The 19,367-nt window shown below is 63.1% G+C and carries 19 protein-coding genes, 1 tRNA gene and 1 pseudogene; 5 read left to right on the top strand and 16 right to left on the bottom strand.

All coding sequences use genetic code 11. From position 1 onward, the window contains the following. Positions 1 to 142: 142 nt before the first annotated feature. Positions 143 to 2,968 (bottom strand): FAD-binding and (Fe-S)-binding domain-containing protein, encoded by a 2,826-nt coding sequence (locus tag BLJ79_RS00900; RefSeq protein WP_071212781.1) that lies wholly within the window; start codon positions 2,966 to 2,968, stop codon positions 143 to 145. Positions 2,969 to 3,126: 158 nt separating this feature from the next. On the opposite strand from BLJ79_RS00900, the gene BLJ79_RS00895 reads away from it, so the two are divergent. After that, on the top strand, positions 3,127 to 3,792 hold the full coding sequence (locus tag BLJ79_RS00895) for a GntR family transcriptional regulator (protein WP_071212780.1): 666 nt from the start codon (positions 3,127 to 3,129) through the stop codon (positions 3,790 to 3,792). 93 nt (positions 3,793 to 3,885) lie between these two features. On the opposite strand, the gene BLJ79_RS00890 is transcribed toward BLJ79_RS00895, so the two are convergent. Further along, positions 3,886 to 4,155, bottom strand: a complete 270-nt coding sequence (locus BLJ79_RS00890; RefSeq protein WP_071212779.1) for a DUF4229 domain-containing protein — start codon at positions 4,153 to 4,155, stop codon at positions 3,886 to 3,888. 73 nt (positions 4,156 to 4,228) lie between these two features. On the opposite strand from BLJ79_RS00890, the gene BLJ79_RS00885 reads away from it, so the two are divergent. Then, the gene (locus BLJ79_RS00885; RefSeq protein ID WP_286135218.1) at positions 4,229 to 4,624 is read left to right on the top strand and encodes a PLD nuclease N-terminal domain-containing protein; all 396 of its coding nucleotides are present in this window, start codon (positions 4,229 to 4,231) and stop codon (positions 4,622 to 4,624) included. 69 nt (positions 4,625 to 4,693) lie between these two features. On the opposite strand, the pseudogene BLJ79_RS00880 reads toward BLJ79_RS00885, so the two are convergent. Next, positions 4,694 to 5,858 (bottom strand): annotated as a pseudogene (locus BLJ79_RS00880) (RtcB family protein). Here BLJ79_RS00880 and BLJ79_RS23205 point away from each other — a divergent pair. After that, positions 5,764 to 6,147, top strand: a complete 384-nt coding sequence (locus BLJ79_RS23205; protein WP_175475346.1) for a hypothetical protein — start codon at positions 5,764 to 5,766, stop codon at positions 6,145 to 6,147. The pseudogene BLJ79_RS00880 and the gene BLJ79_RS23205 sit on opposite strands and share 95 nt — an antisense overlap. 278 nt (positions 6,148 to 6,425) lie before the next feature. Here the strand turns inward: BLJ79_RS23205 and BLJ79_RS00875 are convergent. From BLJ79_RS00875 to BLJ79_RS00850, 6 genes are all read right to left on the bottom strand, one after another. Further along, positions 6,426 to 6,499, bottom strand: a tRNA-Met gene (locus BLJ79_RS00875). A gap of 706 nt (positions 6,500 to 7,205) precedes the next feature. Then, a complete protein-coding gene (ccsB, locus tag BLJ79_RS00870; protein ID WP_502686086.1) occupies positions 7,206 to 8,234 on the bottom strand; it encodes a c-type cytochrome biogenesis protein CcsB in 1,029 nt (342 codons plus the stop codon). An 8-nt stretch (positions 8,235 to 8,242) separates the two neighbouring features. Then, the gene (gene resB / locus BLJ79_RS00865; RefSeq protein WP_083410963.1) at positions 8,243 to 9,847 is read right to left on the bottom strand and encodes a cytochrome c biogenesis protein ResB; all 1,605 of its coding nucleotides are present in this window, start codon (positions 9,845 to 9,847) and stop codon (positions 8,243 to 8,245) included. A 14-nt stretch (positions 9,848 to 9,861) separates the two neighbouring features. Further along, a complete protein-coding gene (locus tag BLJ79_RS00860; protein WP_071213220.1) occupies positions 9,862 to 10,626 on the bottom strand; it encodes a cytochrome c biogenesis CcdA family protein in 765 nt (254 codons plus the stop codon). Between the two features lie 26 nt (positions 10,627 to 10,652). Then, positions 10,653 to 11,279, bottom strand: coding sequence for a TlpA family protein disulfide reductase (locus BLJ79_RS00855; RefSeq protein WP_071212776.1), 627 nt, complete (start codon positions 11,277 to 11,279; stop codon positions 10,653 to 10,655). A gap of 4 nt (positions 11,280 to 11,283) precedes the next feature. Continuing rightward, positions 11,284 to 11,946: a histidine phosphatase family protein gene (locus BLJ79_RS00850; RefSeq protein ID WP_071212775.1), complete on the bottom strand. Its 663-nt coding sequence runs from the start codon at positions 11,944 to 11,946 to the stop codon at positions 11,284 to 11,286. Between the two features lie 271 nt (positions 11,947 to 12,217). Here BLJ79_RS00850 and BLJ79_RS00845 point away from each other — a divergent pair, with 271 nt between their 5' ends. Then, positions 12,218 to 12,991: a polyadenylate binding domain-containing protein gene (locus tag BLJ79_RS00845; protein ID WP_071212774.1), complete on the top strand. Its 774-nt coding sequence runs from the start codon at positions 12,218 to 12,220 to the stop codon at positions 12,989 to 12,991. A gap of 107 nt (positions 12,992 to 13,098) precedes the next feature. On the opposite strand, the gene BLJ79_RS00840 is transcribed toward BLJ79_RS00845, so the two are convergent. Next, a complete protein-coding gene (locus tag BLJ79_RS00840; protein ID WP_071213219.1) occupies positions 13,099 to 13,758 on the bottom strand; it encodes a redox-sensing transcriptional repressor Rex in 660 nt (219 codons plus the stop codon). 192 nt (positions 13,759 to 13,950) lie between these two features. Further along, entirely contained in the window at positions 13,951 to 14,205 is a 255-nt protein-coding gene (locus tag BLJ79_RS00835) for a glutaredoxin family protein (protein WP_071212773.1), read from the bottom strand. 49 nt (positions 14,206 to 14,254) lie between these two features. Here BLJ79_RS00835 and BLJ79_RS00830 point away from each other — a divergent pair, with 49 nt between their 5' ends. Next, positions 14,255 to 15,070, top strand: coding sequence for an HAD family hydrolase (locus BLJ79_RS00830; protein ID WP_071212772.1), 816 nt, complete (start codon positions 14,255 to 14,257; stop codon positions 15,068 to 15,070). 116 nt (positions 15,071 to 15,186) lie between these two features. Here the strand turns inward: BLJ79_RS00830 and BLJ79_RS22220 are convergent, their stop codons facing one another. The 5 genes from BLJ79_RS22220 to BLJ79_RS00810 all read right to left on the bottom strand — a co-directional run bounded on the left by BLJ79_RS22220 (position 15,187) and on the right by BLJ79_RS00810 (position 19,336). Continuing rightward, a complete protein-coding gene (locus tag BLJ79_RS22220) occupies positions 15,187 to 15,285 on the bottom strand; it encodes a 30S ribosomal protein bS22 (RefSeq protein ID WP_003792170.1) in 99 nt (32 codons plus the stop codon). Positions 15,286 to 15,429: 144 nt separating this feature from the next. Continuing rightward, on the bottom strand, positions 15,430 to 15,642 hold the full coding sequence (locus tag BLJ79_RS00825) for a helix-turn-helix domain-containing protein (RefSeq protein WP_071212771.1): 213 nt from the start codon (positions 15,640 to 15,642) through the stop codon (positions 15,430 to 15,432). Between the two features lie 202 nt (positions 15,643 to 15,844). Next, positions 15,845 to 16,951: a 3-deoxy-7-phosphoheptulonate synthase gene (locus BLJ79_RS00820; RefSeq protein WP_071213218.1), complete on the bottom strand. Its 1,107-nt coding sequence runs from the start codon at positions 16,949 to 16,951 to the stop codon at positions 15,845 to 15,847. Between the two features lie 401 nt (positions 16,952 to 17,352). Continuing rightward, the gene (gene gdhA / locus BLJ79_RS00815) at positions 17,353 to 18,696 is read right to left on the bottom strand and encodes an NADP-specific glutamate dehydrogenase (RefSeq protein ID WP_071212770.1); all 1,344 of its coding nucleotides are present in this window, start codon (positions 18,694 to 18,696) and stop codon (positions 17,353 to 17,355) included. Between the two features lie 187 nt (positions 18,697 to 18,883). Continuing rightward, positions 18,884 to 19,336: an ArsR/SmtB family transcription factor gene (locus tag BLJ79_RS00810; protein ID WP_071212769.1), complete on the bottom strand. Its 453-nt coding sequence runs from the start codon at positions 19,334 to 19,336 to the stop codon at positions 18,884 to 18,886. Between the last annotated feature and the right edge of the window lie 31 nt (positions 19,337 to 19,367).

The following is a 19,367-nucleotide window of genomic DNA, read 5'->3' as shown; positions in this document are numbered from 1 at the left end:
AGGGGGCCGGGCTGCGGTGGTGCCGGGCATTGTTCCATCGTAGCCGTGACATCGTTCCGGTGGACCGGCCAGGTCCGTGCCCGCCACATCCGCCACGGCCCCGGGGCGATGCCTGCAACATGTCTGCGGGCATCGCCCCGCGCTAGGGCCGGGTGGTGCGCTCCAGCAATTCCAGCACGTGCTCGTAGGGCTGCTCCGTCGCCCGGGTCATGCCCAGCTCGCAGGTCCTGTTGCACGAGGCGTGCGCGGTGGCACCGAAGGCATGGACCTCGGCTGCCTGCGCCTCGGTGGCGGAGGCGGTGAGCTCGGGGTGCAGCATCCCGCGGTCCCCGGCGAAGGCGCAGCACCCCCAGTTCTCCGGGACCTGCACGGTCTCGGCCACGGCCTCGGCGACGGTGTGCAGCGCCGGGTTCAGCCCCATGCGCGTGGAGGAACACGTCGGGTGCAACGCCAGGGAGGCCACCTTCCGCCCTGCGGGCAGCAGCGGCAGGATGTGTTCGGCGGTGTAGTCCACCACGTCGATGATCCGCAGGGCCTTGCCGCCTGCCGGGATCTCTTCGGCTTCGATGACGTGGCGCAGGCCCTCGGTGCACGAGGAGGCATCGCACAGGATCGGCAGCTCGCCGTTGCGGCTGGCGGCGCGCAGGGCCGCGACGGTGCGCTCCCCCATGGACGCATGTCCCGTTTCCATCCCCTTGGATGACCACGGGGTGCCGCAGCACAGCGAGTCGATGCCCTCGGGCACGAGCAGTTCAATGCCCGTGCGTTCGGCCAGGGCGCCGAAGCTTTCCTGGATCCCGGCCTGCCACGGGTCCGCGGGGCCGAACATGGTATTCACGCAGGCCGGGAAGTACACCGCGACCGGTTCCCCGGCCGGTGCCGGACGTGCCCGCTTGGTGCCGCCGGCGGGCAGCTCGGCGGAATACAGCGGCAGCGTGTCGTCCCCCAGCACCGCGCGGCCCACTTTGTTGGCGCCAAGAACCAGCGGAACCGGGACCTTGTCGGCCATGGTCAGCGCCGTGCCGGCGCCCCGGGTCACGGCCGACCAATGCTTCGCCGCGGCGTCCCAAACCGCGCCCTCGATCCTGCCGGCCTCCTTGGCGCGCAATTTCTTCACCAGGGTGCCGGTGTTGATATCCACCGGGCAGGCGGTCTGGCACATTCCGTCGACCGCACAGGTGTCCACCGACTCGTAGGAATAGTCCTTCTCGAGCTCGGCGACCAGCTTTTCGTCGCCGGCCTGCCGGGCCGTTTCGATGGCGCGCAGCGTGACAATGCGCTGGCGCGGGGTCAGCGTGAGGTTCCGCGAGGGGCAGACCGGCTCGCAGTAGCCGCAGGCCACGCAGCGATCGACCTCCTCATCCACGGCGGGGGTGACCTTGATGTGGCGCAGGTGTGCCTGCGGGTCCTCGTCCAGGATGACCCCCGGGTTCAGCAGGCCCGCCGGGTCGAGCAAGGTCTTGAGCTCGCGCATGACCGAGTAAAGTTCGTCGCCGTATTGGCGGCGCACATAGGGTGCCATCATCCGGCCGGTGCCGTGTTCGGCCTTGAGCGAGCCGCCCTCGCCGAGCACCAGGTCAACCATGTCCTCGGTGAATGCCGAGTAGCGCTGGATCTGGTCCTTCGTGTGGAAACCGTCGGTGAGCATGAAGTGGACGTTGCCGTCCTTGGCGTGGCCGAAGATGACCGAATTTTCGTAGCCGTACCGCTCGAAGAGCACCGAGAGCTCGGCGCAGGTCCTGGCCAGGGCCGGAACCGGCACGACCACGTCTTCCAGCAGCGCGGTGGTTCCCTGGGTGCGGGCCCCCGCCACGGAGGCGTAGAGGCCCTTGCGCAGCTGCCACAATTCGGCGCGGGCCTTGGGGTCCGGGCTGAACCTGGCCGGGGCGCTGAGCTCGAGCGAGTTCGCCAGCGCCATGCCCGCGGCTTGGCGTTCGGACAGTTCCTCGGCACTCGTGGCGGTGTATTCGACCAGGAACGCGGCATGCGACTGCACGTTCAGGTCGCTGACAATCGCCGGTGACCCGGGCAGCGCCTTCCCGACCTTCAGCGAGAGCGAATCCATGAGTTCCACGGTTGCGGCCCCGGAGCCCACCAGCGCCTCGAGGGATTCGTTGGCGGTAAAGAGGTCGTCGAAGACCAGCAGGGACGTGGTCACGTGCTTGTAGGTGGGCACGGTCCTGAACGTCGCCTCGGCCACGAACCCGAGCGTTCCCTCGGAACCGACGATCAGGTGGGCCAGTGTCTGGGCGGGATCCTCGTAGTCAAGGAATGAGTTCAGTCCATATCCCATGGTGTTCTTCATGGAGAACTGGTGGTTGATTCTCGCCACGGAGTCGGGGTTGGACCGCACGCGCTTCGTGAGGCGTTCGAGGCCATCAAAAAGAACCGGTTCAAGGGCCCGAAGTTTCTCGTTGGCATCGGGGGCACCTGTGTCGATGACGGTTCCGCTGGTGAGTACGATGACCAGGGATTCGAGGGTGCGGTATACGTTGTCCACGGTTCCGCAGTGCATCCCGGAGGAGTTGTTGGCCACCACGCCGCCGATGGTGCAGGCCACCTCGGAGGCCGGGTCCGGCCCGAACTTGCGTCCGTACAGCGCCAGCCGTGCGTTCAGTGCACGCACCGTGACTCCGGGCTGGACGCGCACGCGCATGCCGTTGTCCAGGACCTCGATGTCCTTGAAGTTCTTCCGCACGTCGACCAGCAGCGAGTCGGTGACCCCCTGCCCCGAGAGCGAGGTCCCGCCCGAGCGGAACGTCAGCGGCAGCTTGAGCTCGGCACTGGCCTTGAGCAGGGCGCCGACCTCGGCGGCATTGTTCGGGATCGCCACGGCTTGCGGTGTCAGCAGGAAGTGGGAGGCATCGTTCGCGTAGGCATGCAGGTCGATGGCGCGTTCGGTGAGCTGGTCGTTGTTGCCCAGCGCATTGCGCAGTGTGGGAATCAAGGTGTGGCTTTTCCGTTCCATCAGGTGAGAATACTCCGTCGGGCGTGGAGGGGGTCTTGAGTGTCCAAGCCACCAACCCTACAATTGTCTAACAAGTACACTTGTGCATCAAGCTCCCGTCGGAAAAATCTGTCACGATTGTTGTCCCTGTTGCCCGCCAATCAAAGGATCCCGTCTTCATGAGCCAACGCGTCTCCGCGCTTTCCATCATTGATGCCATCGCCGGGGATCTGCGCCGACGAATCTACGCGGGCGACCTCGTGCAGGGAACGCCGTTGACCGAGGCGGAGCTGGCGGCATCCTATGACGTCGCCCGCCCAACGGCCAAGGCCGCCATCGAGCGACTGGTGGCGGATTCCCTGCTGGAGCGCGGAGCCCACAAGACGGCAAGGGTGAAGACGCTGGGGGCCGACTCGGTCCGGGACATCTATTTCGCGCGGGCGTTCCTGGAGTCCGAGGTGGTCCGGCGCCTGGCCAGGACCGCCACCGTCCCGGACGCCGCGCGCAGCGCGAACACCGAAATCGAGGCCCGACTTTCGCAGCCGGCGACGGCAATCATCGACCCCGACATGGACTTCCACACGGCCTTGGTTGACGCGATGGGCAACCAGCGGACCAGCGCAATGTATCGCTCGCTGCTGGGCGAGGTCCGGCTCTGCATGACTCGCGTGCAGTCGCTGGAATTGCTCGATTCCGCCCAGATCGCCAGCGAGCACGCCACCATCCTGGAACGGATTGCGGCCGGGGACCCGGAAGGCGCGGCCGGGGCACTCGATGGGCACCTGGCCCACGCCAGGGAACTGCTGGCGGCCGAACTCGAAAGAAACGCAGGACAGCGTTCCTGACCAACGGCCCATTCTTCGCTTAAATCTAGAGGGGCTGCGCATTGCACACCTTGGCGTGCAATGCGCAGCCCCTCGGCCGCATGGATGCGAAGTTTACTGTCCGTTGTCGAGGAAGCGGTCTTCGGCTTCCTCGTCTTCCAGGTCGTGCCTGGTCTTCTTGGGTCCCCGTGCGTTGAACATTTTCTGCACATCGGCGTTAGCCGCCAGTCGCATCTTGTTCAGGAACAGGTAGCTCAGCGCAAAGGCGATCACCAGTGCGATGAGGCCGGCCGTGTACAACGGCCACTGCAAAAGGAAGACCAGTGGAAGGAAAACTACGAAGAAAAGGGCTAACCGGATCACGGTGTACTTGAAGAACTGCACCCCTCCAGTCTAGACGCAGCCAGAACACAGATAAATTCACTAGACTGTAGGCATGGTCAGGAACTTTATTTTTATGGCGTTGGTTGCACTCGCAGTAACCATCTATGCCTTGATCGAATGCGTGCGTACGCGTCCGAGTGATGTGCGTTCGCTGCCCAAGTCAGGTTGGGTGGCGGCAATTGTCCTGCTTCCACTGATCGGAGCAGGATTGTGGTTCTGGTTGGGCCGCCCGTCCTCCAGCAACTACGCGCAGCCCACCCAGGCCAACAGGCCTGCCACCGGTGCACCGGACGACGACCCGGAATTCCTCCGCAACCTGGAAACGCAGCGCCGCAACAAGGCCCGCGAGGACGAACTGCGCCGCAAGGAGGCCGAACTCGAAGCCCGCGAACGCAAGCTGCGCGAAGACGGCAAACCGCGGGATGAAGGCGGAAACCCCACCGAGGAAACCCCTCGGCACACGCCGTAGTCGCTTTCTCGACCCCGATACACCGGATGGGTGGTGGACCAAGTCTTCCTTGGGCCACCACCCATCTGCTCAATCCCCCTTGACGTTGATGATCTGGCGCAGCTTGTGCCTCACGTCCACCAGGTCGGCGGCATCCTCCATGACCTGGTCAATCGGCTTGTAGGCACCGGGGATCTCATCGATGAAGGCGTCGGTGTCGCGGTATTCGATCCCCTTCATCGCTTCCCGCAGCTGCTCGACGCTGAAGGTCTTGCGGGCTGCCGATCGCGAGTATTCCCGGCCGGCGCCGTGCGGCGAGGAATCCAGCGCCACCTTGTTGCCCTTGCCGACGACCACGTAGGATGCGGTGCCCATGGACCCGGGGATCAGTCCCGGATCCCCCTCGAGGGCCCGGATGGCCCCCTTGCGCGAGAGCCACACCGACTTGCCGAAGTGCGTTTCCTTCTCGGTGAAGTTGTGGTGGCAGTTGATCCGCTCGATTTCCCGCACTTCTCCCCCAACCCATTCGCTGAACTGGCGAATGACCCGGTCCATCATTTCCTCGCGGTTGAGCAGGGCGAAATGCTGCGCCCACCGCAACTCCCGGATGTAGGCATCGAATTCCTCGGTGCCCTCCACTAGGTAGGCAAGGTCGGGGTCGGGAAGTTCGATCCAATACTTCTTGGCAACCTGCTGGGCCACCTTGATGTGTTTGGTGGCGATCCGGTTCCCAACCCCGCGAGCCCGAGTGCAGGAACAGCCACACGTTGTCGTCTTCGTCCAGGGAGACCTCAATGAAGTGGTTTCCCGAGCCGAGCGACCCCAGCTGCAGTTCCCAGTTTCCCGCGTAGCTTGCCGGATCGAAGCCTGCACGCTGCGCGAGGTCCTTGAGTTCGGCGATGCGTGGCACCGCGGTGGCGACGACCTTGCGGTTGTACTTGCCGGCCGAGAGTGGAATGGCGCGTTCGATGTCCTCACGCAGCGGCTTGCGGTCCTTGGGCAGCTGGCGTGCGGTGTACTGGGTCTTCACGGCAATCATTCCGCACCCGATGTCCACCCCGACCGCCGCGGGAATGATGGCTCCCAAGGTGGGGATGACGGATCCTACTGTTGCTCCCTTGCCAAGGTGGGCATCGGGCATCAAGGCGAGGTGGGGGAAGATGAATGCCATCTTCGAAGCGGTGATGGCCTGCTCACGGGTTTTCTCATCCAGGATGGAAGCCCAGTTCTTGAGCCGGCTGTTGATGGTCTCCACGATTTCACTTTCTGGTGTTGTTTTCCTTGCCATGGAAATCCACGGCAAAGCTAGAAAGGTTCGGGGAAACGATCGGATCCAAAAAAGTAACCCCGAACCATTGTGTGGTTGCGGGGCTTGGCTTGCTGCTGGCGTGCAGAAGTCTATTCGCGGGGCAACCGACGGCCTGGTTCTTGCTTGTACTGGCGATTGGATACGCGCAGGGAAAGAGCGCCTGTGTGAGTCATTTGCGGATTCAGCACGGATCTTTCCCTTCAGTTCAGGACGTTTCCCATGGATCGGGATCTAGATTGAGTCGATCACAGTAAATGATCGACAAATGCCGATCCTAACATCGAGAATTGATTTTGAGCAAGAGATTCTTGATTTGTCCCGTAGTGCCGCTCCATTTCCTGCGGTCGCCATCCGGGCCTCCGCGGTGCCGACGGGCAGCAAGACGGATCAGGAAGCATATGGCCGCGCTCGCACGGCAGGCGCTGGGGCCCAAAGCATCAGGCGGGTGGCCCCGCTTGCCCCGGAAATGCAAGAAGCTCTTGTCCCGGGTCTGGGACAAGAGCTTCTTCTTTGTGGCGGGGACAGGATTTGAACCTGTGACCTCCGGGTTATGAGCCCGGCGAGCTACCGAACTGCTCCACCCCGCGTCGGTAGATACAACAATAACAGCGCTTTGCCCGTCGACCTAATCGGGTGGTGGATTCAGCGAATTCCATCGGAATCACGGCAGTTTTCGGCAGAAATCGATGGATTATTCGTGTTATTTGAGCCGAAACGCACGATATTCATGCACTTTCGCCAGTGATGTCGATCACCATTGAATTCCACTTCCATTTAGCGATTCGCACGGACGCCGGAGGCAAACTGGCTTCCTTCTGCGGTGGCCACTGCCATCGGGGGCCAAGGGGCACTGATATCGGACAGCCGTCTTCCACCCAATGCTGCGTCCCAGATCGGTCCGTGTGCCCTTGGCACGCCGGTGAAGCTGAGGGACGTGACGGTAATGCCGTCGCAGCGCACCGAACTGCCGTCAGGCTCGTTGCCTTGCCCTTCGAAGTCCTGGCCGTTGTGCGCCTCGGCGGAAAGGACGGCATCCGCGGCCGTTAAGCCTTGGGCCCTTCGCAGATACTGCCGTGGTCCCGGCTTGGCACATTCGAGTAGTCCACTCAGGCGCTGCATCGTCGGTGCCTTCCTGGTTCTGACCGGCACTCAAATAGACCAAAAGCGGACCACAACCTGTGAATGGACCAAGCCGGGAAGGCCGCCAGCGGCCCCTCGAGGGGCCTGTTAACGCGGCAGTGGCCCCGCGCCCGCAAATGCGGGAATGGGGCCACCAGGTGCAGCGTGGGGTCTTTACAGGCCCGCGTAGGAGTGCAGTCCGTTGAAGTAGATGTTCACGACTGTGAAGTTGAAGACGATGCACAGGTAGCCGATGATGCTCAGCCAGGCCGAGCGGGCGCCCGTCCAGCCGCCGGTGGCGCGGGCATGCAGGTAACCGGCGTAGACAACCCAGATCACGAAGCTCCACACTTCCTTGGTGTCCCAGCCCCAGTAACGGCCCCAGGCGGCTTCGGCCCAGATCGCTCCGGCCATCACGGTGAAGGTCCACATCACGAAGGCCACCGCATTGATGCGGTAGGCGAAGTTTTCCAAGGGAGCGGCACCGGGGACCAGCCGCATGAACGGCATCTTGTCCGGCTTGCCCGCGGCCAGGGCATCCATTCGCCAGTGCTGGACCAGCTGGAGCACGTTCATCGCGAAGGTGATGGTGAACAACGACGAGGCCAGCACGGCAATGGACACATGAATGATCAGCCAGTAGCTCTGCAGTGCGGGCACCAGGTGTGCGACCGGTGTCGGGAAGCCCATGGTGGCTCCACACAGCATCACGGTGACTAGGCCGATGACGAAGGTGCCCATGAAGCGCAGGTCCTTCTTCAACAACACGAGCGAGAACACGAGGGCCACCAAGAAGGAACCGGTGGACAGGAACTCGTACATGTTGCCCCACGGCACGCGGCCGGCAGCAATGCCGCGGGCGACCACGGCAAAGCCCTGCAACAGCACGCCAAGCCATGTCAGGGAGACAGCAATCTTGGCCGCCATGCGCTTGGCGGAGCTGGCCGTGTACGTCATGGAGTCGTTGACCAGCTCGTCTTCCGCGCCACTTGAGGGTGGTGTTCCCACGGCGCCGGCCGCGACGAGGACCTTCTTTTCCGATGCAAGCGTCGCGGCGTCGATTTCCTGGATGAGCTTGCTTGACTTCGCAAGATCCCACGCGAAGGCCACGAAAGCCGATGCATAGACAATTGCGGCAAGCAACATGAACAGGTCGCTGTACTGACCCAAGGCCACGTTGATCGTGGGCATGTTGTTTTCCATTCGGTCTCCTAGACTCCGGCTCGCTCAACGGCGGGCCACTGCTGCTCAAGAAGCTTGCGCAGCTCCTTGGCTTCGGATTCAAGTCCGTGGTCTTCACCGCGGGCCAGCAATCCGTATTCGATTATCCGCTCTTCACGGCCCGATCCGTCAACCGAGGTCTTGACCTTCACCCAGGCACGGCGTCGGGCAGTGAACAGTGAGATGCCCAGGCCCAACAGCGAAAGCGCTGCGAAGATCGCCACCGGGCGCTTGCTCGGGTCGTAGGCGATATCCACGCCGATAAAGCGCTTGAGTCCGTCAAAGGAAATGCTTCCCTTGCCGTCCGGCAGCCTGTAGGTCTGTCCTGCCGACAGCACGATGCCCCCGGCGTCGAGGTTTCGGTTGTTCAGTTCTTTCAGGTTGTCGGTTTCAAGAACATAGACGTTTTGCGGATTGCCGTCGTCCAGTCCCAGGTTTCCGTAGTACGAGTTCAGCTGCAATTGCGGGTTGATGGCATTGGGGTCGCCGGAAATCGCGAACCCCGTCTCGTCAGTCATCGCGGTGGGGAGCAGGAACCCCTGGAAGCCCAGCTGATCCGGCTTGGCGTCGGGAGCCTTGATCACCATCAGCGAGGTGTACATGCCGTCCTGGGGCACCGACACCACCGGTCCACTGAACGCGACGTTTCCAGCACCGTCACGGACGGTGACCACCGGTGCGTAGCCGTTGCCGACCAGGTACATGTCCGCGCCATCGATGCGCAGCGGATGGTTGACGCGGATCGTTTCCTTCTGGGGTTCGGCATCCGGGCTGCGGCGGGTTTCGACCTCGGCGGTGAAGTCGATCGGCTGGCCGAAGTGGGTCGTCGATTCGCGGTCGAAGGTGATGTTGAACTTGTCGAGCTTCACCGAATACGGGTCCAGGGAGTCTTCCTTGAACCAGGTGCCGGGCTTGAACGAATCGTAGGAAACCAGAGAGTTCACGAACGTCTCGCCCTCGACCAGGACGCGTTGCCCGTTGTACCCGAAGGCTCCGCCGATGCCCACCGAGGCCAGGAGCCCCACCAGGGAAATGTGGAACAGCAGGTTGCCGATTTCACGGATGTATCCGCGCTCGGCGCCCGCCGACGGGGTCGGGCCTTCGGTACGAGCTTCTGAACGATAACCGCGCTTCTTCAAGAGGGCGGCGGCCTGCCTGGCGATTTCTGCGTCGCTGAGGCCAGACTCCAACGCGGACTGGATTTCGATGGTGCCGTTTTGCGGCAACCGGTTCAGCCTTGAGGGGGTGCGCGGCGGAGGGGTGCGCAAGGCCTTGGCGTGCTTTTTCACGCGCGGCAGGATGCAGCCGATCAGCGAGATGAACAACAGCATGTAGATCGCCGAGAACCACACCGAGGAGTAAACGTCGAAAAGCTGGAAGCGGTCCAGCCACTCCCCGGCGGTTGGCTTGTTGGTCAGGTAGATGGTCACCTGCTCCGGATTCACCGAGCGCTGGGGAAAGAGCGACCCGGGCACGGCGGCCACTGCCAGCAGCAGCAGCAGGAAAAGCGCTGTTTTCATGCTGGTGAGCTGGGTCCAGGCCCAGCGCAGCATGCCAACGAGTCCAAGGGCCGGGACCGCTACGTCTTTTTTCATGTCATTTTTCGCCATTAGATGGGCAACCTGATCTCATTGGTGAACCAATCCTGCAATTGCGTAACCCAGGTACCCCACAGGCCAGTGGCCATCAGGATTCCCAGAAGAATCAACATGCCGCCGCCGAAGCGCATGATCGCCAACTGGTGTCGACGGAAAAATTGCATGGCTCCCATGCCGCGGCGTATTGCCATGGCGATGAAGAGGAACGGCAGTCCCAATCCCATGCAGTAGAAGAAAGTCAGCAGCGCGCCCTTGCCCGGATTCGGATCCACGCCGGAGCTCATCGCCAACACGGCGGCCAGCGTCGGGCCGATGCACGGTGCCCATCCCAAGCCGAAGGTCAGACCCAGGACCGGCGCTCCCCAGAGGCCCGCCGGCGGCTTGCGGTGTATCTTGGCTTCTCGCTGCATGAAGGAGAACTTCCCCATGAAGACAATGCCCATGAAGATCACCACGAGGCCCAAAAGCTGCGTAACCCACGCACCCTTGTAGATCATCCATCCGGCGATCTGTGAAAAGAGCACGCCGGCGAGCATGAAGATAACCGTGAATCCGAGGATGAACAGGCCGATTCCGGCGACCATCCGTCCACGTTTCTGCTCGGCGAGATCGGCGCCGGAAAGACCGGTGACGTAACCCAGGTAGCCCGGTACAAGTGGCAGCACGCAAGGCGACAGGAAAGAAACGAGGCCCGCCAGGATGGCCACGGGGACAGCGAGAATCAGCGACCCGTCCTGCACGATCTCGGCAAACTGGTTACCTTGGGCCGGCAGCATCAAGGCGCCGGCCAGCACGGGGTTGATCACAACGACTCGGTCAGAGCCGTATTGATCAGGGCCTTGAGCGTCGGCTTTTCGGCGACGCCGAGGATGCGTGCCGAGACCCGGCCACGTTTGTCCAGCACCAGCGTGGTGGGCACGGCCTTGAGCGGAACATATTTGGTCATTGCCAGCTGGATTGCACCCTGGGTGTCTTGGATCGAGGGGTACTTGATCCCGAAGGTGCGCTCGAATGCCTCGGCGGCTTCCTTCTCATCGCGCACGTTGATCCCAATGAATTCGACCTTGCCCTTGAACTCCTTGCTGAGTTCAACCATGTGCGGGGCTTCGATGCGGCACGGGGCACAAGCCGCGTACCAGAAGTTCAGGACGGTGGCCTGGTCGGCCCAGTCGGCAGAGTCGATCTTGGTTCCGTCGTAGGAAACGGCCTGGATCTCCACCGGGGCCGTACGCGAGTCGGGACCGTATTCCTGCACGGAGCCGTCACCGGCGATGTAATTCTTGTTGTTGCCCTCGCGGGCCTGCTTGGCCAGGGGGTCTTCGTCGCCGACGCATGCAGCCAGCGGCAGGACGGCAGCACCAATCAGGGCTGCGCGCAAGAATGTACGTCGGCCCAAGCGCTGTGCTTGGGCCGAGATGGGATCGGTCATGATCTCAAGCTCCAGGGATGTTCGCAGCGTTGGCCAAGAGGTCCACGCTAGGTTCTGCATAACGGACTGCGACCAGACTTTCACCTTCAAAGTCCAGGCTAGTCACGGAGGTGAGAGTGCACTCGCGTTTCCGCGGGTCATGCCACAGGGCTCGGCCCTCGGCAGAGCGGCGCGTGACCCAGATCGGCAGCTGGTGGCTGACCAATATGGCTTCGGCTCCACGGCCGCCAAGTTCAACCGCTCGATCGCGGTGTTCGACAATGGCGGTCATCATTCGTGCCACCTGGTCCCGGTAGGGCTCCCCCCAGGATGGACGAAAAGGGTTAACGACGTAGGACCAGTATTTTGGTTCCTTCAGCCGGTTTTTGATCTGCGAGAGTCCCTCGAAGCGGTTCGCGGCTTCGACGATCCGATCATCGGTCACAATTTCCAGGCCCAGCGCCTTGGAAGTCGGTTCGGCCGTTTCCTGCGCCCGAACGAGCGGGGAGGAGACCAAATGCGTGATGTTGGCTCCCGCATTTCGCTGCGCGGTGAAGTACTCCGCAGCACGATCGGCCATTTCGTGGCCAAGATCGGAAAGGTGGAACTCCGGCAGCCGACCGTAGAGAACCCTGTCCGGGTTATACACTTCGCCATGACGCAGAAGGTGAACGGTAGCAGTCGACATGGGTTAAGTGTCTCAAAACTTTGTTCCGATACCTAAACCGGAAACGTGACTTTGCCCTTGCGCCGACCGGAAAGCACGAGGAATCGGCTCCAATTTCTACAACTTGTACAAGTGTGGCCGTATTCTGCGCTGCAAGTGCCCCGGGCTTTGCCACCCCGTTGGACAAATCGTCCAAACGCTACGAAAAACCATCCTTAGGGAGGGTCAAAATGGAAACCGCACCCTATATCGTGAGGGGTAAGCCGTAGTTTTCCACCAAAAGGAGCAGGTTATGTCTACCCCTGAAAATGATCCCCAGAACCCGAAGCCGCCGTCCGGCGAACCGAACCCGCCGCAGTACGGGCAGCGCACGCCGCAGGATCCAACCGCCGCCGGGCAGCCGCCCTACGGCCAGTCGCCTCAGCATGGCGTCCAGCAGCCCAACCCCTATGGGCAGAACCCCAACCCGTACGGCCAGCAGCCGCCCGCCAACAATCCTTACGGCCAGCAGCCGCCCCAGGCGCCGTCGCCCTACGGCCAACAGCCATACCCTGGCGGCTTCCCGGTGCCTCCGCAGGGCAACTTTGCGGCACCCCAGATGCCAACGCACCGCCCCAAGGAACTGGACACGTCGTTCTGGGCCATCCTGGCAGCCGGTGTGGTCTTTGCCATCGCCGTGGTCACCTCGGTCTTTAGCCTGAACTCGGCAACGCTGAGCAGCGAACTCGGCGCCATGCCGGGCATGACGGAGCAGCTTGAGGCTTCCGGTCTGACCCTGGACGACGTCGTGGGGATGCTTCCGGCGATCCAGTCGACCGCGGTTGTCTTTGCCTTGATCTTCCTGGGCGTCTACGTGTTGATTGCGTTCATGGTCCGCAGGGGAAGCAACGTGGCACGCATCTTCGCCACGATCCTTGCAGCGCTCTCGCTCTTGAGCCTCGGAAGCGGAATACTGATCCTGCTCTCGGTCGTGCTCGGCGTCGTTGGCGTTGTCTTCGCCTGGTTGCGTCCGGCCAGCCAGTACATTGCCGCCCGCCGTGCGGCACGGGCAGCGGGTTACCGCTAAAAACCGCCCTTCATTGTGAATGGTCCGCGGGAACCAGCCGGTTGCGGCTGGTCCCCGCGGACCATTTTTGTTGGCACCGGTGCCTTTCGGCGTCCGGCCGGTGGAGTCTAGGAACCCAGGTTCTGTGCGTGGTAGGCCAGGATCTGGAGTTCGGTGGCCAGATCGACCTTGCGGAGGTTGACGCCGGACGGCACCTGCAGGACCACCGGGGCAAAACTCAGGATGCTGCGCACGCCACGGCCCACCAGCTTGTCGCACAGGTCTTGGGCGGCCGCTCCCGGAACGGAGAGCACCGCGATGTTGGCATCGGTGGCTTCAAGGATTTGGTCCAGGTCGGCAATGTCTTGGACCTGCAGGTCCCCCACCTCGGTGCCTATGACCTCGGGTGAGGAATCCAGCAGCGCGACGATTTCAAATCCTCGGCTTCTGAACCCGCCATATCCCGATAGCGCCCGGCCCAGGTTGCCGGCGCCGATAATGGCAACACGCCAATGCTGCATCAGGCCCATGGCCTTGGAAATGTGTTCGGTCAATTCGGTCACCACGTAGCCCACTCCGCGGGTCCCGTATGACCCCAGCAGGGACAAATCCTTGCGGAGGATGGCGGGGTTGACCCCCGCCTCTGCGGCCAGCACGCCCGAGGAAGTGCGTTCCGCACCGCGGGCCTGCATCGCGTTCAGCGCCCGCAGGTACTGCGTCAATCGAGCCAGGGTCGCTTCCGGAAGGATCCGGCCCAGCGATCCGGTATGCGGCCGCCCCTGTTCCATGCCGGGCTCGAGGTCCTCAGCGATCCGGTAGCCTGCAGCGGAAGCGTCCACGTCGCTGCCTGCGGGGTGGTGCTCAATGGGCATGGGTTCTGACTCGATTCCTTGGATGACTTCATAACGTACCAACCGGTTCTTCCGGGCCGCCGCACTGCCACCGGGTTTCACCCGGGCGGCCTGCCGCTGGCCGCGACGCTATCCTGCCAGCAAGGACTCAAGTCGCTGGGCATCGATCACCCAGAAGTCCCGCACCCGTCCGTCCACCAACAGCACCGGAACTTCCTCCGAATGCTGGGCCAGGAGTTCCGGGTCCTCGTCGATGTCAACGCTCTGCCACGTGTATCCCAGCCTGCTGGTGACCTCATCGAGGGTCTTTGTCGCGGCAAGGCACAAATGGCATCCTGAACGAACCAACAACTTGATCTCTCGCGGGGTCTGCACACTGCTCATGATCCAACGCTACAGCTCCGGTGAAAAAAGATTGCAATACACTGGGCGGATGCCCTCCAACCCTTTTCCCGTGTCCCACCTTGGGCAGGAGCCGGTGCTCTCCAGCACCTCGGCCGCCTTTTTTGATGTCGACAACACCATGATGCGTGGCGCATCGCTGTATGCGGTTGCCCGGAAAATGTATCAACACCGGGCTTTTACCTTGCGCGAGGTAGCGTGGTTTGCCCTTCACCAGCTGCGGTTCGTGACCCGGGGAGAAAACCTCGGTGATATCCACGCCATCCGCGACCGCGCGCTTTTGCTGGCTTCCGGGTTCTCCGTGGCAGACATGGTTGCGCTCGGGGATGAAATTTATGACGAGTTCATTGAGTCGAAAATCTGGCCCGGCACCCGGGCCATCGCCGACCAGCATATGCACGCCGGGCGCCAGGTCTGGCTTGTCACCGCCACGCCGCTGGAGGTTGCCACAATCATGGCCCGGCGGCTGGGTCTCAGCGGCGCGCTTGGAACCAGCGTGGAACATGTCGAGGGCGTCTACACCGGCCGCCTGGTCGGCGAGATCCTGCACGGGGCAGCGAAGGCCAACGCGGTCCAGAACCTAGCCCGGGAAGAGGGCCTGGATCTTGCAGAATGCTGGGGGTACAGCGACTCCCACAACGACATCCCCCTGCTCGAGGTGGTCGGCCACCCTGTGGCGATCAATCCGGACGGCAGGCTTCGCCGCCACGCCAAGGAGCGAAACTGGCCCGTCTACGATTTCCGGACCGGGCGCAAGGCCGCGACCTTTGGGCTGAAGGCTGCCGGGGTCTCGGGCGCGCTCTGGGGCTTGTGGCGCAGCGTTGGAGCACTTCGCCGCCGCCCCTGAGCGATCATCCGCCGCGTCCGTGGCGACTTCCGTGGCATGCAAAAAGGTGCGCTTCCCGTTCAAGGGGAAACGCACCTTTTCACATGCTCGATTCCGGGCAAGCCCGGAGCCGGCATTTACTTCTTATTACGACGCTGGTGGCGGGTCTTACGAAGCAATTTACGGTGCTTCTTCTTGGCCATACGCTTGCGGCGCTTCTTAATAACAGAGCCCATAATGGTTCCTCACAAACTGATTCGATTGCCGACTACTACTTCTTCGGCACCAAAGCACCAGAATAGCCAACGGGACGTTAAACGTTCCTTAACAGATTACCTGCTTCCAGAGCGGATTCTGACCACTCGTGAAAACCGTCGGCGCTAGCCGGTGCTGGAGTTCCGCCCGAACCCGGCCGCCCGCAGGTATTCCTGCACCGCATTCTCGGGTACCCGGTAGGAACGACCGAATCGAACGGCCGGCAATTCACCGGCGTGAACGAGGCGGTAAACGGTCATCTTTGACACGCGCATCACCTCGGCAACCTCGGCCACCGTCATGAAACGCGCGTTGGCAAAGTTTTGCGATTCGACCATTCCCTGATTCTCCTGACAATATTCACATAGCAGTCATGCATTGGCGCCAACTAGGGAGTGTTCCTTGCACACGCCAACACCCCAAGATACCCTATGTTCTTATGTCACACTTTAGTGGCTCGCGGGGCCAATGTGAACTGGGCAACGTCTAACAATGCGTAGGCCATAGTCCCGTCGTGGGTCGAACGAGCGTGCGCAACCCCTAGCGTGCCGCACGCACCGCAGCGGCCAAGGTCTCGAGCAGTTCCGCGCTGGTGTCCCAACCCATGCAAGCATCGGTGACGGACTGGCCGTAGGTCAGCCCCGAGAGCACGTTGGCTCCCTCCGCAACGGTGTCCGGATCGTGCTTCTGGGAGCCGGGGACCAGGAAGCTTTCGGCCATGATGCCGGCAATCTTCTGGTCACCCGCGGCGATCCGGGCGGCCAGTTCCGCAATGACCTCGCCCTGGCGCACGTGGGACTTTCCCGAGTTCGCGTGGGATGCATCGACGATCATCCGCGGATTCATGCCGGCGCTTGACATGGCCGCCGAGGCCTTGGACACCGGTTCAGGAGCGAAGTTGGGACCGTCCGCGCCGCCACGCAGGATCAGGTGGGCGTCCTGGTTTCCCGCGGTCCGCACGATGGCGGTGCGTCCCTCGTCACTGATTCCCATGAACGACTGCGGCGCACCGGCGGCCTGGCAGGCGTCGATCGCGACCTGCACCGATCCGTCGGTGCCGTTCTTGAAGCCCACGGGCATCGACAGACCCGAAACCAGTTGGCGGTGGGTCTGGCTTTCGGTGGTGCGGGCACCGATGGCTCCCCAGCTGATCACGTCGGCGAGGTACTGGGCACTGAGCGGTTCCAGGAATTCGGTGGCCAGCGGCAGCCCCAGGTTGCTGGCTGCCAGCATGAACTCGCGCGCGGCACGCAGTCCGGCGGCCATGTCGTGGCTGCCATCCAGGTGGGGGTCGTTGACCAGGCCCTTCCAGCCCACGGTGGTCCGCGGCTTTTCGAAGTAGCTGCGCATCACCACCAGCAGCTCCCCCTCGTGCTCCTTGGCCGCTGCGGCGAGCCTGGTGGCGTATTCAAGCCCCGCAACCGGGTCGTGGATGGAGCAGGGGCCGATGATGACCAGCAGGCGCTCATCGAGCCCGGAGAGCACGGCGCGGACTTCCTGCCGGGCCCGCATGATCCGGTATCCCTGGGCGTCGCCCACGGGAAGTTCGGCGAGCATCTCGGCGGGGGTGGGAAGTTCGGTGATGCCCAACACGCGTTCATTGGTGTTGGCGCGTTGCTGCGTCTCGGTGGCGGCTGCGATGCTCATGGCTGGGGGCCTTTCGGTTTCTGCCCCGCGCGTCTTCGCGGGGCCCATTGGTTTCAATGCGGCCCCCGCTGACACGTCTCCGTAATCCTCCAGGGCCGCTATCTTGGAAATAGCGAAGGGCCGGCAAGCAATAGCTTGCGGCCCTTGTCGGCTCTGAAGGTGGGTATGCGAAATTATCGCGTCTTAGGCCCCTCCAGAGCCGACACAAAATACGCATACCAACGATTAGTCATGATGGAAATGTACCCCCGGCCCGTCGAAATCGGCAAACCCGGCACCGAGACCCGCTGAAACAAAACGTCTCAAACACGCAAAGGCGGGGGTCGGCAAGCAGAACCCCTTGGGTTCATGCTTGCCGGCCCCCGCCTTGGTGTCGCGTGCGACGGCTGCTGCGGTGCTTGCTAGATCAAGCCCTGGGCCAGCATGGCGTCGGCGACCTTGACGAAGCCTGCGATGTTGGCGCCGGCCACGTAGTTGCCCGGGACCCCGTACTCGTCGGCGGTCGAGGCGCAACGGTCGTGGATGCCGACCATGATCTCGGTCAGGCGGGCCTCGGTGTGCGCAAAGCTCCACGAGTCGCGGCTCGCGTTCTGCTGCATTTCCAGTGCCGAGGTGGCCACGCCGCCGGCGTTGGCCGCCTTGCCCGGGGCAAAGAGCACCCCGGCGTCCTGGAAGAGCGAGGTTGCCGCGGCGGTGCAGGGCATGTTGGCGCCCTCGGCCACGGCCAGGACACCTGCGGAGATCAGGCGCTTGGCGTGCTTGGCGTCCAGCTCGTTCTGCGTGGCGCAGGGCAGCGCCACGGTGGCATCCACGTCCCAGACGTTGCCGCCCTCGACATAGTGCACCCTCTTGGACTTGGCGCGCTCGGCGTACTCGCTGATGCGTCCGCGTTCGACTTCCTTGATCTGGCGAAGCAGTTCGATGTCGATGCCGCGCTCGTCGAGGATGTAGCCGGAGGAATCCGAGGCCGTCAAGACGCGGGCTCCGAGGCTCTGGGCCTTGTCGATGGCGTTGATGGCCACGTTGCCCGAACCGGAAACGACGACGCGCTGGCCGTCAAAGCTCGTGCCGCGGGACTTGAGCATTTCCTGGGTAAAGATCACCGCACCAAAGCCGGTGGCCTCGGGACGCACCAGGGAGCCGCCCCAGCTGATGCCCTTGCCGGTGAGCACACCGGATTCGTAGCGGTTGGTGATGCGCTTGTACTGGCCGAACAGGTAGCCGATTTCACGGCCGCCGACGCCGATGTCACCGGCCGGCACGTCGGTGTACTCGCCGATGTGCCGGTACAGCTCCGTCATGAACGACTGGCAGAAGCGCATGACCTCGGAGTCGGACTTGCCGCGCGGATCGAAGTCGGAACCGCCCTTGCCGCCGCCGATCGGCATGCCGGTGAGCGAGTTCTTGAAGATCTGCTCGAAGCCCAGGAACTTCACGATGCCCAGGTACACCGAGGGGTGGAAGCGCAGCCCGCCCTTGTACGGGCCCAGCGCGGAGTTGAATTCCACACGGAAACCGCGGTTGATCTGCACGCGGCCTTCATCGTCGGTCCACGGGACACGGAAGATGATCTGGCGCTCCGGCTCGCACAAGCGCTGCAGGATGGCCGCTTCGGCATATTCGGGACGCTTGCGCGAAACCGCTTCAAGGCTTTCGAAAACCTCGGTCACCGCCTGGTGGAATTCCGCTTCACCGGGGTTGCGACGGAACACTTCGTCGCGAATGGTCGCAAGTTGCTGGTCCAAGTCTTATCTCCTCATCACTTGGGGCAGGCACGAGGGCACGCTACCGCCATGACTGGCGACGCTGCCCCGCCTTAGAGAATGACACGCGCAGCGCCCGCGGGCACAACCCGGGCGTAATCATGGAACCACGCCCGCGTAACGTTTTTGCCTGACGCGGTACGATGCCGCAGCACCATACGGGGGCTGGCTACCGCTTTCTGCCGAACTTCGGCTTGGGGAAACGTTCGAGGAAATCCTGGGCGCGGCCGGTGACCTGTTCCAGGCCGCGGCCGACGGTGCGGCCCAGTTGCGCGGCCGCCACCGTCGCCTGGATGGCGACCTCGTGGGATCCGGCAGCCTGCTCCGGGTAGTGCTCCGGAACCAGGGCCAAGGCCGGCGCCGGGGGCAGGTAGCGGTGCAGCCAGGTCTCCAGTTCCAGGAACGTCGCGGGTTCCAGGGCGTAGTAGCGGCGCTGCCCGTCGGCGCGCATGGAGACCAACCCGGCTTCGCGCAACACCTTCAGGTGCTTGGATACGGTCGGCTGGGAAACACCCAGCGCCTCGACCAGGGAACCGACCGAGCACGAATCCTCGCGCAGGGCCTCGAGCAACCGGCGCCGGGTGGGGTCTGCCAGTGCGGAGAAAATATCATCATGAGCCACCGCATAACCCTATCCGCATATACGCGCGTTG

Source organism: Arthrobacter sp. UCD-GKA, assembly GCF_001863355.1.
GTDB lineage: Bacteria > Actinomycetota > Actinomycetes > Actinomycetales > Micrococcaceae > Paeniglutamicibacter.
This window is presented reverse-complemented; position numbering and strand designations above follow the sequence as displayed.